Consider the following 14,238-nt stretch of genomic DNA (forward strand, 5'->3'; position numbering starts at 1 on the left):
CGGCCCCATCATTATCGAGCTTTTATGTCCCTCGTGCGCCATTGGGCAGGGTGGGAGGATGCCCGGGCGAACTACGCAAAGATTGCTGTCCCTGTGTTGTTAGTCTACGGTGAAGGGGATTGGTCCCGCCCTGACGAGCGCGAGGCCAACCACCGAGCAATTCCAGGAGCGCAGATGACGATCGTAAAAGACGCAAGCCACTTTCTGTCCCTGGACGCACCTGACGCACTCATCCAGCACATCCTCAACTTCAGTCACGCCAGGCAAGAAGGAGTGACAGAACACTCGGGTCTGCATTGACCCGGGGATAGTGCCGTATTATCGAACCATCAAAGACGAGAGGCAGCGGTAGGCCATTCACCGGACGACGTCGGGGTGGAGCCCCAACCCCTTGGAAATCCAGAGTGTTACCCCCCTGAAACCTTTGGCGACGGACTGCATCTAATAGGACAGGGGAAGGAGGGGACAGAGCAAGGTAAAGGGGCCTGGTGAAAGTAGGGAGGAATAATGGCGACCATCGTGGAATACAGCAACCACAAGCAATTCATCAACGCCTATCCGGCGAGGATCGTTTCCCCGCCCGTTCCGAGTGACTGCTGTTCGTCTTTTACCGTTCAGGTCGGCGAGATCCAAGAGCAGCATGGATGGCCGTTTGTGTACTTACGGTGTGGGGTCTGCGGTTATACGGTGCGCCGCTTTGCTCCGCACGAGGAGTTGTTGGAGACGAGGCGGATCTGGAGGGAGCAGGCGATCCCCGAGCCTGATGCGGCTTAGCTAGAAAATCCGGAGACTAAGGAGTGAACGATGAAACTCTGGTACACCATGTTCATTCTTACATTTATCATGATCTACGGGACTTTGAGCTTTGCGCTCTTGGGTAGTTGGGCGTACGCGAAGGTCAGGTCCCTCAGAGTTGTCCGTCGCCCGCCAGCTTCCAGAAAGGGAAAGCCTGACGCCTAATGGAGCTCACCGGCCTCGGATCGGAAACCTCGTCCCAAGTGGGATGAGCGCTTCTTCCCAACGCTTTTTCAGATAACACATCTATTTACACTATCGGCAAGGTTGGTCCCGCGACCGACGCGGGAACTTGTCTAAGAGAGATAACCGTTGCCTAGAGAAAAAGGAGAACAGAACAATGGCACCGAACAGGAAGTACATCACGCTCACCAAGGAAAACTTCAAGAACGAAGTGCTCAAAAGTCCTGAGCCGGTCTTGGTGGATTTTTGGGCCAGCTGGTGCGGTCCATGTCGTATGATCGCGCCGGTGATCGAAGAGCTGGCGGCGGAGTTTGAGGGTCGCGCCAAAGTGGGCAAGGTGGATGTAGACCAGAATGGGCTCCTAGCCGAGGAGTATGGCATTCGGTCCATCCCGACTCTTCTGTTATTCAAGGATGGTCAGGTTGTGGATCAGGTGGTCGGCACGGTCACAAAGGGAGTGCTCGCTGAAAAGCTCGATGCCCTGCTACAGCCGGTGTAAGGTACGTAGGAGGAGAGTGTGGATTTTTTCAATGCCGAGCGTCGATCCGTGGTGATCATCGGTACCGGTCCCTCCGGCCTGACGGCGGCAGTCTATGCCGCGCGGGCCAACCTGGATCCATTGGTGATCAAGGGGGTCGAGCCGGGAGGCCAACTCGTCACGACGACCGAGGTCGAGAACTATCCGGGATTTCCCGATGGTATCCTCGGACCGGAACTGATGCAGCTTTTCGAGGCGCAAGCGGTCCGGTTCGGCGCGGAGCTGCGCTATGGCATAGTGACGGCAGTGGACTTTTCGCAGCGGCCGTTCCGCCTGCTTGTGGACGGGGAGAAGCCCGTGCTTGCTGATGCTGTGATTATTTCAACCGGCGCTTCTGCGAAATATCTCGGGCTAGAAAACGAGCGGCGGCTCCTGGGCCGTGGCGTGTCGGCATGTGCGACCTGTGATGGAGCTTTCTTCCGGGGGCAGGAAGTGGCCGTTGTTGGCGGGGGGGATACCGCCATGGAAGAGGCCCTCTTTCTGACGCGCTTTGCTTCGAGGGTCTATGTCATTCACCGGCGTGAGGAATTGCGCGCCTCAAAGATTATGCAGCAACGTGCTTTTGCCAATGCAAAGATCACCTTTGTGTGGGACACGATGGTCGAAGATGTGCTGGGAGAAAACGGAGTAGAAGGGCTGGTTCTCAAGAACATCGAGACCGGGAAAACAGCCACGCTGCCGGTGAAGGGCCTGTTCGTAGCAATCGGGCACAAGCCCAACACAGACATTTTCAAGGGACGGCTCGAGACGGACGAAGTGGGATACATTCTGACCCGTCCAGGTTCGAGCTATACGAACGTGCCCGGCGTCTTTGCGTGTGGCGATGTGCAGGACCATGTATATAGGCAGGCGGTTACCGCCGCTGGAACTGGCGCTATGGCAGCGATTGATGCCGAACGGTGGCTGGCTGAGCACTCTTTGACACACGCACCTCAATTGGAAGCAGTTGTCGGTGAACGCTCTTGAACAGAGGATCGCTTTGATTGCACGGGTGAAACCGTCTCATACAGGGATCACGCTCAACGGATTCCCACGCAGCGAATTGGAAAGCAGACCGAGAAAGGAGGTGAAAGCAATGTCATGTTGCTGCGGTACAACTGAAAAGCAGGAACAGAAGCCCCAGCAAAAAGAGGAAGAGAAACAACCCTCTTCCTGTGGGGTGGGCCAGTCCTGCGGCTAATAAGCGAAGGCAACTACTGTCTCTTTCGCACACTTGCGAAGATGGGAGGGAAAAGCATGCGTTTGGAGAACAACCAGCAGTTTCCGAGTATCGTTGCGCGAAGAGTGCAGGGCGGTGAGATAGCGATCCCCGGTGACTTTGCTGGGAGCTGGGGTGTGTTGCTCTTTTACCGGGGAGAGTGGTGACATTACTGCAATCAGCAGTTAGCTGACTTTCAGAGAAACATTGAGCGGTTCAAAGAGATCGGGACCCAGGTGGTGACTCTTTCTGTGGACTCGGAAGAGGACGCCCAAAAGATGGTGGATCGCCATACGCTCACGTTTCCAGTCCTTTACGGGCTCAATGCCCGAGAGACCATGGCGACCATCGGCGGTTACATCAACGAGGAGCCGCTTTTCCTCCACCCCTCAGGGTTCATCCTGCGACCAAATGGAACCATCGTCTTGCTCGTCCAATCCAGCGGTGCAATAGGCCGCCTGGTGGCAAATGATACCATCGGACTGACCCAGCACTATCAAAAGCAAGGGTTCTAATCATCCCGGTACCAATCGCTACCATCCATCTACGGGAGGTGTGCTATGGCAACGCAGCCGAAGATTATCTTAGTAACAGGGGCCACCGGGCAGCAGGGTGGAGCCGTCGCCCGCAGTTTGTTGCGACAGGGGCACAAGGTCCGGGCCTTGACCCGGAATCCGAACAAGGCCGCGGGGCTTGCGAAGGCCGGCGCCGAGATCGTCAAGGGGGATCTGACCGACAAGGCCACCTGTGAACGGGCCCTTCAAGGGACCGACGGCGTCTTTGCGGTGTCCACGTTCATTGAGGCCGGCATGGATGTTGAAGTGCAACAGGGGATCACACTGGCCGACGCGGCAAAGAAGGCCAATGTGAAGCACTTCGTGTACACGTCGGTGGGGAGCGCGAACCGCAACACCGGCGTCCCGCATTTTGACACCAAATGGAAAGTAGAGCAGCACATCAGCCAGCTTGGCCTCCCGGCCACGATTCTTCGCCCGGTTTGGTTCATGGAGAATTTCGGTACGTACTTCCTTCCTTCTCCGGAAGGAGTCCTAGTGGTGCCGTTGCGACCGGACAAGAAGCTGCACATGATTGCAGTACAGGATATCGGCGAGTTTGGCGCAGCCGCTTTCCTCCGTCCCGCCGAGTTTATCGGGCAGGCCATCGATTTGGCCGGAGATGAAATGACGCCGCCAGAGGTAGCAGCCCATCTCTCACGGACAATGGGACGGCCTATACAGTTCCAGCAAATGCCTGACGAGCAGGTTGAGGCCACCATGGGACACGACTTTGCAGTCATGTTCCAATGGCTCAATGAGGTCGGGTTCTCGGTAGATATCCCGGCGCTCCGCCAGCGGTTCGGGATCCCTTTGACGTCATTCACCGACGTGATCGCGCGGGCGGACTGGGCGAAAGGCTGAGGTGGTGGTCGTCAGTACCTCGTAGCCGACGGCCTTGGCGTCGAGTCGGGAGAAGCTTTTGTCAGTCGTATAACCCCGGATCAAGTTCGGGCATAATTGAGAGTCAAGAGCCAATGAGTATCTGGCACACACGGGGGTGATATCATGGCCAAGGGTAATGAAAGGCTGTTAAGGCTTTTGGCCGGTGAACAGTTGCAGTCCGGCGGCAACGGACAGCCGGTCGACGCAGCCCGTGCGGAGAACGATGAAGGCCTCCTCGACACTTATTCGCGCGCCGTTGTCGGCGTGGTTGAAAAGGTTGGCCCGGCGGTGGTGAGTATTGGGGTCAAGAAGCGGGCCCGCTCGCCCCGCTTTGGGCAAGAGGGTGCGGGGTCAGGCGTGATTATCGCCCCCGATGGTTTCATTCTGACGAATAGCCACGTGGTCGAGCAGGCGGAAAACGTCGAGGTGAGTCTGACAGACGGGTGCACGTTGTCGGCGCACATTGTGGGGAGCGACCCGGCAACCGACCTTGCCGTTGTCCGCGCCGAGGCCGGCAGCCTGCCAGCTGCAGAATTGGGCGATTCCAGTTCCTTACGCGTGGGTCAGTTGGCGATCGCGATTGGCAATCCGCTCGGGTTTCAAAGCACCGTCTCGACCGGGGTGATCTCTGCCCTGGGACGTGCGCTGCGCAGCCAGTCCGGCCGGCTGATCGAAAGCGTGATTCAGACCGACGTGCCACTCAATCCGGGGAACTCCGGCGGCCCGCTAGTGGATAGCCGGGGCCGTGTCATCGGCATCAATACGGCGATGATCTTTATGGCGCAAGGCATCAGCTTCGCCGTGCCGGTGAATACTGCCAAGTGGGTGGTGGGCGAGTTGGTCACTCGGGGGAAAGTCAAACGCGCCTACTTGGGTATTGCCGGGCAAGTTCGCCCGATCAGCCGCCGTTTCCAGCGCCAGTTTGAGCTAGAGACTGCCACGGCTGTGGAAGTGGTTTCGATCGAAGAGCAGGGCCCGGCCGCCAAAGCCGGGCTGCGTGAAGGCGACCTGATCGTCGCTGTGAACGGTAAAAATGTCGCCAGCGTTGACGACATTCACCGACTCTTGACGAGCTGGACGACCGGCTCGCTCCTCGGCCTGACGATCCTGCGGAACGGCGAACAGCTCCAGGTCCAGGTTATTCCGGACGAAATGTAGTAGGTTGTGGACAGGGTGTTACCCTCCTTACGGTTCTCGTTCTGAAGTCAGGAGGCTAGCCCTGAGCGACGCCCCGCAAACGCGGGGCTCAGTCGAAGCCCGGAGGGCAGATTATTCACTTCTATGTGAATAATCCGGGCTAAAAGGATCTCCCTTGGAGGTAAAGGATGGGGGAGGGGTATGTCGCGATCTCTATCACCGCTACAGCCGAGACCACGGAGGCGCTTGCCGATTTCCTTTTCTCTGAAGGAGCGCTCGGCCTCGTCACAGAAGATTCCGTCGAAGGATCATCCGACATCCTCATGCGGGCAAGCTTCCTCGGCACCTCGCCGATCGAAGCAATCGTTGCGCGGCTGAAGGAGTACCAGCGCGCCCTGGCCGCCCTGCACCTTGCCGGGGCGGAGGGGCAAATCGAGGTTCACGAGGTCCCGGCCACAGACTGGGGACAGGCTTGGAAGGAATACTTCAAGCCCCTATTCGTTGGCAGACGCCTCATCATTACTCCCTCCTGGGAAGTGGGATCACTCCCCAAGAATCGGCTCCTCCTCCGTATCGACCCCGGGATGAGTTTCGGAACCGGGCACCACGCCACTACTAGGATGTGCCTCGAAGCCCTGGAGCCCTTCATGGACGAGTGGGGGGAGAGGCAAGGACCCAGGGTACTAGATATGGGAACAGGGACCGGGATCCTCGCGATCGCTGCGGCTATGCTCGGGGCGCAGCGGGTCATCGCCCTTGATACCGACCCCGACGCGTTTGAAGCGGCGAAGAAAAACCTCACCCTCAACAAGGCCGCAGGCTGCCTGAAGCTCCTTCATGGGGGGATCGAGGCCCTCAGGCCGCAAATGCGCTTTGACCTGGTCCTCGCGAACCTCGACGCCAAGACCCTGTCCCACCTGTTCGATACCCTTCGATTTTTGCTTGCCCCACAGGGCCGACTGGTCGTTTCAGGGATCTTAGTCGAAGCTGAGGAGGAGATCGGTTCGGCAGCCAGGGCCTCCGGGTTCCAATTGCTCACGCGCCAGTCGGATGGCGAGTGGGTCTGTCTTACGCTGGCGCCTGAAGGGGAGGGTTGTCTTTTTTAAGCTGTCTGCTGGAGTCAAAAAAAGAACGCCGCCTGACCGATTGTCAGGCGACGTTCACAGCAGCTATTGGACGGGTTCTCTTACTTTTTCTCACCCGCGGTCACTTCGATCGGGACCTTCTTCGAAGCGAGGGCTTCCTTCACAGGCACCGTGATGTGCAGGACGCCCTTGTCATACCGGGCGTTGATCTTCTCGATATCGGCGCCCTCGGGCAGCCGCACAGTCCGTTCGAAGCGGCCATGGGCGATCTCGCGCAGAACGTAGCCCTCCTCCTTTTTTTCCTCGGAAGTCTTTCGCTCGCCCTTTATCGTCAGTTGGTTGTCATCGACCGACAGGTCGATCTCCTTCGGATCGATCCCAGGCAGCTCGGCCTTGACGTGGAACTGATCCCGCTCCACGTATGCCTCAAGAGGGGGGACGTACGTCCCTGTGGTCAGGGGCCAAGGCCACCAGTCGCGATCCGCGAAGACTCGATCAAATAGCCGGTCGAATTCGCGGGGAAAAGTGGTAATGCTCTCAAACGGAGTCCATCTGCGATCTAGTAACATCACTTCGTCACCTCCTTAAGAGTTACGTCTCGTTGTGCGACTACGAAGTTCAGCCGAACGACCGGTCGGCCATTTCCGACCCTTCCGATTCCAATACATATGGGTGTGACTCCGGCCGCCCGTAACTTCCATAGATAGTATAGCTAGGTCTCTAAGATTTGTCAAGAGCTAGGAAGGAAATTTTAGTTATATAGACTAAGATATTAATTAGCCATTCATTTACAGTAAGTTATGCTACAAAACGGATACTTTGGATGGGGAAATTGGACGGGGATAGCCGAGGAGACCCTTTTGGGGGGGTGCTGAGCTGGGTGAGGCTAGCTTCTTAGCTGGTGGGTGGTCTGGCCGACCTCCAAGGGGAGCAGGCGGCGGAGCAGCGCCTCGAGGTCGTCCAGCATCGCGTAGAGGCAGGGGACCAGGATCAGCGTGAGGATGGTGGCGAATGACAGACCCCAGACCACAGAGATAGCCATGGGGGAGAGAAACTTGGCCTGGCCGCTGGCGAAGAAAGCCAGGGGAACCAGGCTGCCCACGGTGGTCACCGTCGTCAGCAGAACTGGCCTGAGGCGGGCCACTCCGGATTTCAGGATCGCCTCGTCCCGGGGCGTCCCCTCTTTCCGGGCCCGGTTGATAAAGTCCACCAGGATGAGCGAGTCGTTCACGACCACCCCGGAGAGCGCGACTAACCCCATCATAGACAGAAAGCTCAAGGGCTCTCCCATAATCAGGTGACCGATAACAACCCCGTCTAGGGCAAAGGGGATGGCGGCCATCACAATGAGTGGCTGGATGAACGATTTGAAGAGCGAGCCCAGAAGAAAGTAGATCAGCAAAAGGGCGATCAAGGAGACCTGCGGCATCGCGGCGAGCGACTCTTCCGCCTCTTGTCGTTCTCCCTTAATGACGACCCGGTAGCCCGGGAAGCTCCTGCCCACATCGGCGAACTCTCGCTTGAGCCGCTGTGCCACCTGAAACGCGTTGGCCTCTCGGGTAATCACGTCGGCCAGCACGGTGATGGTCCGCTTCTGGTCGTCCCGTCGAATCTTGCTCGTGCCGATCGCCGATTCCAGGCGGGCGACGTCCCGCAGGAATACCTTCTCCCCCGAGGGGAGGGTGATCTTCATCCCCGCCACTGTCTCCAGACTGCGGCGGGCAGCCTGGGGGAACCGAACGACGATCGGGACGTCCTCATCCCGCCGTTGGATGGTTGAGGCCTCCACCCCCAGGAACGCCTGCTGGACCTGACGTGCAATCTGACCCAAGTTCAGGCCGAGGGCGCGGGCCTCAGGAAGGAGGGTGATTTGGAGCTCCTCCTTCCCTTCGGTAAAATCGTCGCGGACGTCCCGTACGCCGGGAATGCCCCGCAGGAAGCCCTTCACCTCGTCGGCCAATCTCCGGAGCACGGGGATCTCGGCCCCCACGATCCGCGCCTCGATCGCCGGACCCCCCGGGCCAGTCTGAGTCTTCAAGAACTGAATCTTCGTGATCCCAGGAATGTCTGCCATGCCCCCGCGGAGATCCGCGATCACCGCATCCACGGTGCGACGGCGGTCCTCCTCGAGCTCGACCAGCAATTGCCCCAGGTTCGAACCCCACTCCGCCCGGTGCACGTCCAGAAAAGTGATCCCCACGTTGGTGGCGACCGACCTCAGTTCCTCTGGCGGCAGGTTGAGCACCACCTGCTCGGCGCGCTTGGCGACTTCCAGCGTATCCTCGATCTTGGCCGCAGAAGAAGTTTCGAGGTTGATCATGAACTGGGAGGATTCAAACTCCCTGAAGAGCACGAAGGGAATCCGGTACCAGGCCGTCGTCCCGAGGAGGATGGTGAAGCAGAGCATGAGGACGGCAGTCACATAGCGCCATTTGACCGCCATGGCCAGCAAGGTGCCGTAGACGGTTCGGGCCCGTGTCAACCAGCCCACTTCGCGGCGGCGAACACGCTGGGCGTAGGCCGGAGTGATGACATCGGACAGGTGGGAGGGGAGGACCACCAGCGCCTGGAGGAGTGAGGCGAGCAACGCAAATGTGACCACGACCGGGATGGGGGCCAGGAAGACGCCCATAGTCCCAGGGATCAAGAGGAGGGGGAGAAAGGCTGCTATGGTTGTCGTTACCGTCGCCACCACTGGCCAGGCCACCTCGGCTGTCCCCTGCATGGCTGCCTGCCGGGGATCCATCCCTTGTTCTACGTAACGGTAGACATTCTCTGTCACCACGATCGCGTCGTCGACCAGTAGCCCCAGGACGAGGATCAGGCTGAAGAGCGAGATCATATTCAGGCTGATCCCGTACAGCGACATGAGGACGATGCCCCCGAGCATGGCAAAGGGAATGCCCAAACCAGTGAGAAAGGCGATTCGGGCCCGCATGAAAACCCATAGAGTAATCAGGACGATGGTCAGCCCGATCGCGCCGCTCAAGCGGAGGGTATTCAGGCGATTCCGGATGAAGACTGAGAAGTCGTTGTATACGCCTATCGTCACCGTCTCGGGCAGCCGGTCCCGGACTTCTTCTACCAGGGCGCGGACCGAGGCGGCGATGTCAATGGCGTCTCCTGTGCGCTCCTTGATGACCACCAGGTTGATGGCCGCCTGCCCGCCCCATCGCCCTATGGTGGTAGGCTCTTCGAACGTCTCGTGAACGATGGCCAGGTCTGCCACGGTGAGGGGTGTTCCGGTGGCGACGCTCCGCAGGATAATCCGCTCGACCTCCTCGGCCCCGGCAGCCTCTCCCAGCGTCCGGACCAGGATCTCGCCGCGGGGCGTCTTCAAGGTACCGCCGGGTACGTTCCGGTTGTGGGCAGCGATGGCGGCCCGGACATCATCCAGGCTCATCCCGTACTGCTCGAGTCGGGCAGGGTCCACCTCGACCCAGATCTGCTGCTCGCGAATTCCCAGGATCCGGACGGTGGCGACCCCTGGGATGCGGCGGAGCTCGTCTCGGAGGTCTTTGGCCATGTCCCGGAGCGTTGCCTCGTCGATATCAGAGGCGAGCGAGACGGTGATGACCGGGAAGGTAGACTTCACCTCGCGGACCTGGGGGTCGTCGGCCTCTCCCGGCAAGTCGGTGACATCGTCGAGGGCCGCCCGGACGTCGTTCAGGGCTCGGTTCATGTCTGTTTCGGGTTGGAATTTGAGCAAGATCTCGGATCTGCCCTCCTGCGAGATCGAGAGCATTTCGTCCAGCTCGTCAAGATCTGCCATCTCTTCCTCGATGTTGGCCGTGATCAGATTCTCCACTTCTTCGGGGGAGGCGCCCGTGAACTGGGTCGTGATCTGGACTGCTTGGCGGGAAAACTCGGGGAACAGCTCCCGGTGCATTCGAAAGTAGGTCGCTATCCCCGCCCCCAGGACGAACAAGGTGAGCAGGTTCACCGTGACCGGGTTTCGAACAGAGAACTCGATCAGTCTTCTCACGGCGTCAGCTCCCGTGTCTCCACCACCCGAATTGCAGCCCCGTCTCGAAGCAAGCGATGCCCTGTAACTACCAGGAGATCACCGGGCTCAAGGCCCCGTGTGATCAGGTAGCGGGGCCCGAAGGTGCGGGCAATGGTGACCGGACGGCGTTTGGCAATTTCCTGCTCGGCGTTCGCGACAAACACCGCTGGCGACCCGTCCTTGGTCACGACGCTTGCGCGCGGGATGAGGATGGCCTGTGGGTAGGATCGGACCGGGATGGTGGCACGGGCGAACATGCCAGGCAGGAGCCGCCTCGGACCGCGGTTCTTGACGAGGACCTCCACCGGAAAGGTCCGGGTCTCGGGGTCCGCCCGGGGGCCGATGTGTTCGACCCGCCCCTGGAAAGGCTCGGCAAACCCTTTCAGTGTGATTTTGGCTTTCGCGCCGGGATGGAGGAAGCCGACGTCATCCGCAGGAATGCGAATCAGGACCTTTACGGTCTTGATGTCCGCGAGGCGGAACAGGACCGTTCCCGGGGCGACTTGTTCTCCCAGGGTGACCGGTTTCTCGGAAATGATGCCCGCGAAGGGGGCTCGCACTTGGGTGTCCGCGAGGGCATTCTGCGCCCGCCATAGCTCCGCCTGGGCCGAGGCGACTTCCGCTTCCGCCACCTCATACATCGCCTCCGCCTCACGGAGGCCACTGTCGGCCCGTTCGAAATCCTCCTGCGTGCGGCGGAGAGCCAGCTCAACCGCCTTCACCTCTACCCAGGCGATTCCCCCTTCGTCGAACAGGGATTTCAGTCGGTCATATTCGGCCTGGGCCAACCGCAGCTTGTCTTGGTTGATACGGATCAAGGCCTTTTGTCGTGCGATCTGCGCCTGTCGGGTGCGAACCTGAGCGCGGGCGCGGGCCACCATCGCCTTCCGTTGGCTCACGTCGATCCGGAAGGGGGTGGGGTCAATCTTGGCGAGCAGTGTTCCTTGCTTTACAGCGGAGCCCAGCTCGATCTCCGAGGGGATTGCCGTCACCGGCCCCGAGACCTTGACACTGACCGCCGCTTCCCGGATAGCCTGCACGGTTCCCAGCGCCTCCAGCCGGTGGGTGAAGTCCTGGGGGGTTACGCGGGCCACCTCCACCGGCACCGGCACCGGTTTCACCTTGGAGTTGCGTGGCTCCTGCACCGCCCGAATCAGATAGACGCCTACCGCGGTCACGAGGACCATCGCCAAGATCAAAAGGACTGAGAGACGGCGCCGGGTCATGGCTGGAGGCTCCGCAGGATCGTCTGGGTTAGGCTCTCACGCATGGCGTCGAGATCGAAGGCGTCGCGGTCGCACAGCCACTGAAGAACCAGCCCGTCGAGCGTGGCAAGGATGCTGGCGGCGGCCAACAGCGGGTTGTCGCAGCGGAGGGACCCGTCCTTGACGCCGCCAGCAATGATGGCCGCGACATCGTTCCTCGCGACCGCGTAGGCCTCCCGCAGGCGCGTCTGGAGAAGCGTCTGCTGCTCCCCCCGGCCCCCCTCGGCCCAATAATCGAAGAAGACCAGAAAGAACGGCTCCCAGAGACGAAAGGTCTGAAACGCAACTGCGATGAATCGCTCGAGCATAGCGGCCGGCTGCCGGATGCCCTCAAGTTCTTTCATGTAGAAGGCTTTCAGCTCGGCCAACATGTGATCGTGCAAGGCCAAGAATAGATCGGTCTTGCTCTTGAAGTATTCGTAAACGGTTCCCTTGCCGATGCCGGCCTCCTCGGCCACCGCCTTCATTTTTGCCCGGTGGTATCCCTCTCGGGCAAAGACCCGCATTGCAGCCTCGAGAATTTCCCTCCGCTTTCTGTCCTTATCAACAATAATAGGCACTTACGAACTCCATCCAGGAATGACCGACCAACCGGTCATTCTTATTTTATTATCGATCCTTCCCGAGATGCTGTCAAGCCCCCGGGCCTTTCCCAATATGAATATTTCAGGTATTGTCCCTGCAGGCCAACCTGACCGCTTTTGTCTGCAAGCCCCCGAAGGAGCGGGAAAATAGGAAAAAGCGGAGAGTCAGGAATGGACAAGGATTAATTCCGGCCGGGGGAGCATTATGGTGTTCGACGTTTGTGTCATTGGTCATATCACCAGGGATCTAATACGGATTCAGAATGTGGAGAAACAGCTTCCTGGTGGAGTGGCATATTATTTTACGATGGCAGTCAAGAACCTGGGGTTAAATGTCTCCTTAATTACGAAATGTTCTGAAAACGACAAGACGCTTTTAGACGATCTTATTGAAAACGACGTTGACATTTTCTATTCAAGAAGCAATAAAACAACAACGTTCGAGAACATCTACCCAAAAGATTCAAATTCAAGAATTCAAACGGTAAAGTCTGTTGCCGCGCCATTCCATCCTCAGGAAATGCCACAGATTTCTCCTAGATATTTTCATCTCGGCCCCCTCACGAAAAAGGACATTTCGCTAGATTTATTGAGAGCTCTTTCAAAACAATCAAAAGTTTCATTGGATGTACAAGGGTGTTTGAGGACCGTTGGGGGTGGGACGATCACGTACAGTGACTGGAGAGAGAAAAATGAAGGACTGACGTACGTTAATATCCTGAAGGCCGACGAAGTAGAAGCAAGAATCCTTACAGGGGAAGATCACATGGAAAAAGCGGCCGACACACTATCGACGTATGGTATTGATGAGGTCGTCATCACGCTGGGGAGCAAAGGATCTTTGATTTGTTCAAAAGGGAAACTGTATCGGATCCCGTCTTTTCCTCCAAAGAAAGTCGTCGATCCTACGGGTTGCGGAGACACATATATCGCGGGGTATCTTTTCAAGCGGCTGAAATCTTCCCCGATATTCGAAGCAGGAAATTTTGCAGCTGCGGTCGCTTCACTAAAAATGGAACGACACGGTTCATTTAAGGGAACAGAGAAAGACGTTGAAAAGTTTTTGGAGATGTCACGGGTCATTTAGCGGAAGGGGAATAGCTTGTCCGCTGCGATCTTCCCCTCTATTTTCTTCAATGGAACGGGCCCAAACTCCCTGCTGTCCTCCCTCACCCATCGGTTATCCCCCAGGACATAGTAGGTCCCCTCTGCGATGGAATGGGGAGCAAGGTCCGGATGTGTTTTGCCAATGGCGTACGGCTCTTCTAACCGGCGGCCATTTATATGGACCTCTCCCGATTTGATCAGCAGTGTCTCCCCTGGCAGCCCGACGATGCGCTTGACGTATCCCATAGAGGCATCGGGAGTTCTTCGAAACACCACAATGTCCCCTCGCTCGGGATTGACAAAGTAGTAGATGTATTTGTTAATCAAATAATAGCCCTCCTTGGCTAACGTCGGCTGCATACTCCTGTCGATAAGAATCCCTGAGCTTACGACATGTCCCTGAATAAAGTAACCCATGAGGGTAGACCAGAACAGGATGAAGGCCAGCCTGTAATGTCTTCGCCGCTCTTTCAGGCCCCTAACATAGCGCTAGTCAAAAAAACCTCTATCGTCCTCTGTTCTTGTACGGCCTGTCCCCGAAATAGTTTCCGTCATGACTCACTTGCCTGCTCGTCTTCAACCACGGCTAGCCGTCCCCACAGCATCTCGCGTGAGGGAAGTACAGGAGCACCTGGATAGGGTGAAATCAGCAGTCATTCCACGATCTCGAACACCTCCCGTAACGAGCGCCAGCGGATGCGATGATACTCCTCTGGGAAAAGGTCACGTAGAACCACTTCGAGGAGGGCGTCCACGAAGCCACGTCGCTCTAACTCGCTTGACGGATCGCGATACGCAACCGCGGTCCGCATCGATCGGTTCCAGGGCCTTATTAATAATGAGGATCGATCTTCCACAGCAAACCACCTCCTGGTCTGCCTTCGCAGCAATTCCCGTGCCT

Annotated in this window: 16 protein-coding genes and 1 pseudogene; 11 read left to right on the forward strand and 6 right to left on the reverse strand. The window is 58.2% G+C overall.

The window, feature by feature from the left end; genetic code table 11:
* From O6929_02205 to prmA, 10 genes and pseudogenes are all read left to right on the forward strand, one after another.
* Window positions 1-300: alpha/beta hydrolase (locus O6929_02205; GenBank protein ID MCZ6479210.1), on the forward strand; the 300-nt coding region annotated here is incomplete at its 5' end.
* Window positions 301-507: 207 nt separating this feature from the next.
* Entirely contained in the window at window positions 508-774 is a 267-nt protein-coding gene (locus tag O6929_02210) for a hypothetical protein (protein ID MCZ6479211.1), read from the forward strand.
* A gap of 30 nt (window positions 775-804) precedes the next feature.
* Window positions 805-960, forward strand: a complete 156-nt coding sequence (locus O6929_02215) for a hypothetical protein (protein ID MCZ6479212.1) — start codon at window positions 805-807, stop codon at window positions 958-960.
* Window positions 961-1,135: 175 nt separating this feature from the next.
* The gene (trxA, locus tag O6929_02220) at window positions 1,136-1,477 is read left to right on the forward strand and encodes a thioredoxin (GenBank protein ID MCZ6479213.1); all 342 of its coding nucleotides are present in this window, start codon (window positions 1,136-1,138) and stop codon (window positions 1,475-1,477) included.
* An 18-nt stretch (window positions 1,478-1,495) separates the two neighbouring features.
* Window positions 1,496-2,482 (forward strand): thioredoxin-disulfide reductase, encoded by a 987-nt coding sequence (trxB, locus tag O6929_02225; GenBank protein MCZ6479214.1) that lies wholly within the window; start codon window positions 1,496-1,498, stop codon window positions 2,480-2,482.
* A gap of 270 nt (window positions 2,483-2,752) precedes the next feature.
* Entirely contained in the window at window positions 2,753-2,881 is a 129-nt protein-coding gene (locus tag O6929_02230; protein ID MCZ6479215.1) for a hypothetical protein, read from the forward strand.
* 15 nt (window positions 2,882-2,896) lie between these two features.
* Window positions 2,897-3,229, forward strand: a pseudogene (locus O6929_02235) (redoxin domain-containing protein).
* 45 nt (window positions 3,230-3,274) lie between these two features.
* Window positions 3,275-4,132: an NmrA/HSCARG family protein gene (locus tag O6929_02240; GenBank protein ID MCZ6479216.1), complete on the forward strand. Its 858-nt coding sequence runs from the start codon at window positions 3,275-3,277 to the stop codon at window positions 4,130-4,132.
* A gap of 144 nt (window positions 4,133-4,276) precedes the next feature.
* On the forward strand, window positions 4,277-5,311 hold the full coding sequence (locus tag O6929_02245) for a trypsin-like peptidase domain-containing protein (protein ID MCZ6479217.1): 1,035 nt from the start codon (window positions 4,277-4,279) through the stop codon (window positions 5,309-5,311).
* 167 nt (window positions 5,312-5,478) lie between these two features.
* A complete protein-coding gene (gene prmA, locus O6929_02250; protein ID MCZ6479218.1) occupies window positions 5,479-6,396 on the forward strand; it encodes a 50S ribosomal protein L11 methyltransferase in 918 nt (305 codons plus the stop codon).
* Between the two features lie 80 nt (window positions 6,397-6,476).
* Here the strand turns inward: prmA and O6929_02255 are convergent, their stop codons facing one another.
* From O6929_02255 to O6929_02270, 4 genes are all read right to left on the reverse strand, one after another.
* Window positions 6,477-6,944 carry an Hsp20/alpha crystallin family protein gene (locus O6929_02255; GenBank protein MCZ6479219.1) on the reverse strand — a complete coding sequence of 156 codons (468 nt, stop codon included), beginning with the start codon at window positions 6,942-6,944 and terminating at the stop codon, window positions 6,477-6,479.
* A gap of 317 nt (window positions 6,945-7,261) precedes the next feature.
* Complete coding sequence (locus tag O6929_02260) at window positions 7,262-10,360, reverse strand: efflux RND transporter permease subunit (protein MCZ6479220.1); 3,099 nt, start codon at window positions 10,358-10,360, stop codon at window positions 7,262-7,264.
* On the reverse strand, window positions 10,357-11,607 hold the full coding sequence (locus tag O6929_02265; GenBank protein ID MCZ6479221.1) for an efflux RND transporter periplasmic adaptor subunit: 1,251 nt from the start codon (window positions 11,605-11,607) through the stop codon (window positions 10,357-10,359). The genes O6929_02260 and O6929_02265 overlap by 4 nt, the downstream gene beginning before the upstream one ends.
* On the reverse strand, window positions 11,604-12,206 hold the full coding sequence (locus O6929_02270) for a TetR/AcrR family transcriptional regulator (GenBank protein ID MCZ6479222.1): 603 nt from the start codon (window positions 12,204-12,206) through the stop codon (window positions 11,604-11,606). Before O6929_02270 ends, O6929_02265 begins: the two co-directional genes overlap by 4 nt.
* A gap of 229 nt (window positions 12,207-12,435) precedes the next feature.
* Here O6929_02270 and O6929_02275 point away from each other — a divergent pair, with 229 nt between their 5' ends.
* Window positions 12,436-13,317 carry a PfkB family carbohydrate kinase gene (locus O6929_02275; protein MCZ6479223.1) on the forward strand — a complete coding sequence of 294 codons (882 nt, stop codon included), beginning with the start codon at window positions 12,436-12,438 and terminating at the stop codon, window positions 13,315-13,317.
* On the opposite strand, the gene lepB is transcribed toward O6929_02275, so the two are convergent.
* Window positions 13,314-13,772, reverse strand: coding sequence for a signal peptidase I (gene lepB, locus O6929_02280; protein ID MCZ6479224.1), 459 nt, complete (start codon window positions 13,770-13,772; stop codon window positions 13,314-13,316). The two genes, O6929_02275 and lepB, sit on opposite strands and share 4 nt — an antisense overlap.
* A gap of 218 nt (window positions 13,773-13,990) precedes the next feature.
* On the reverse strand, window positions 13,991-14,238 hold a 248-nt coding region (locus O6929_02285; protein MCZ6479225.1), incomplete at its 5' end, for a hypothetical protein.

It is taken from the genome of Candidatus Methylomirabilota bacterium (assembly GCA_027293415.1).
In the GTDB taxonomy this organism is placed as follows: domain Bacteria; phylum Methylomirabilota; class Methylomirabilia; order Methylomirabilales; family CSP1-5; genus CSP1-5.

Bases quoted from the DNA above. Each gene is read 5' to 3' on its own strand.
- trxA (MCZ6479213.1), top strand. From the start codon at position 1,136: ATGGCACCGAACAGGAAGTACATCACGCTCACCAAGGAAAACTTCAAG.
- O6929_02210 (MCZ6479211.1), top strand. From the start codon at position 508: ATGGCGACCATCGTGGAATACAGCAACCACAAGCAATTCATCAACGCC.
- O6929_02245 (MCZ6479217.1), top strand. From the start codon at position 4,277: ATGGCCAAGGGTAATGAAAGGCTGTTAAGGCTTTTGGCCGGTGAACAG.
- O6929_02275 (MCZ6479223.1), top strand. From the start codon at position 12,436: ATGGTGTTCGACGTTTGTGTCATTGGTCATATCACCAGGGATCTAATA.
- O6929_02255 (MCZ6479219.1), bottom strand. From the start codon at position 6,944: ATGTTACTAGATCGCAGATGGACTCCGTTTGAGAGCATTACCACTTTT.
- O6929_02240 (MCZ6479216.1), top strand. From the start codon at position 3,275: ATGGCAACGCAGCCGAAGATTATCTTAGTAACAGGGGCCACCGGGCAG.
- O6929_02230 (MCZ6479215.1), top strand. From the start codon at position 2,753: ATGCGTTTGGAGAACAACCAGCAGTTTCCGAGTATCGTTGCGCGAAGA.
- O6929_02215 (MCZ6479212.1), top strand. From the start codon at position 805: ATGAAACTCTGGTACACCATGTTCATTCTTACATTTATCATGATCTAC.
- O6929_02265 (MCZ6479221.1), bottom strand. From the start codon at position 11,607: ATGACCCGGCGCCGTCTCTCAGTCCTTTTGATCTTGGCGATGGTCCTC.
- prmA (MCZ6479218.1), top strand. From the start codon at position 5,479: ATGGGGGAGGGGTATGTCGCGATCTCTATCACCGCTACAGCCGAGACC.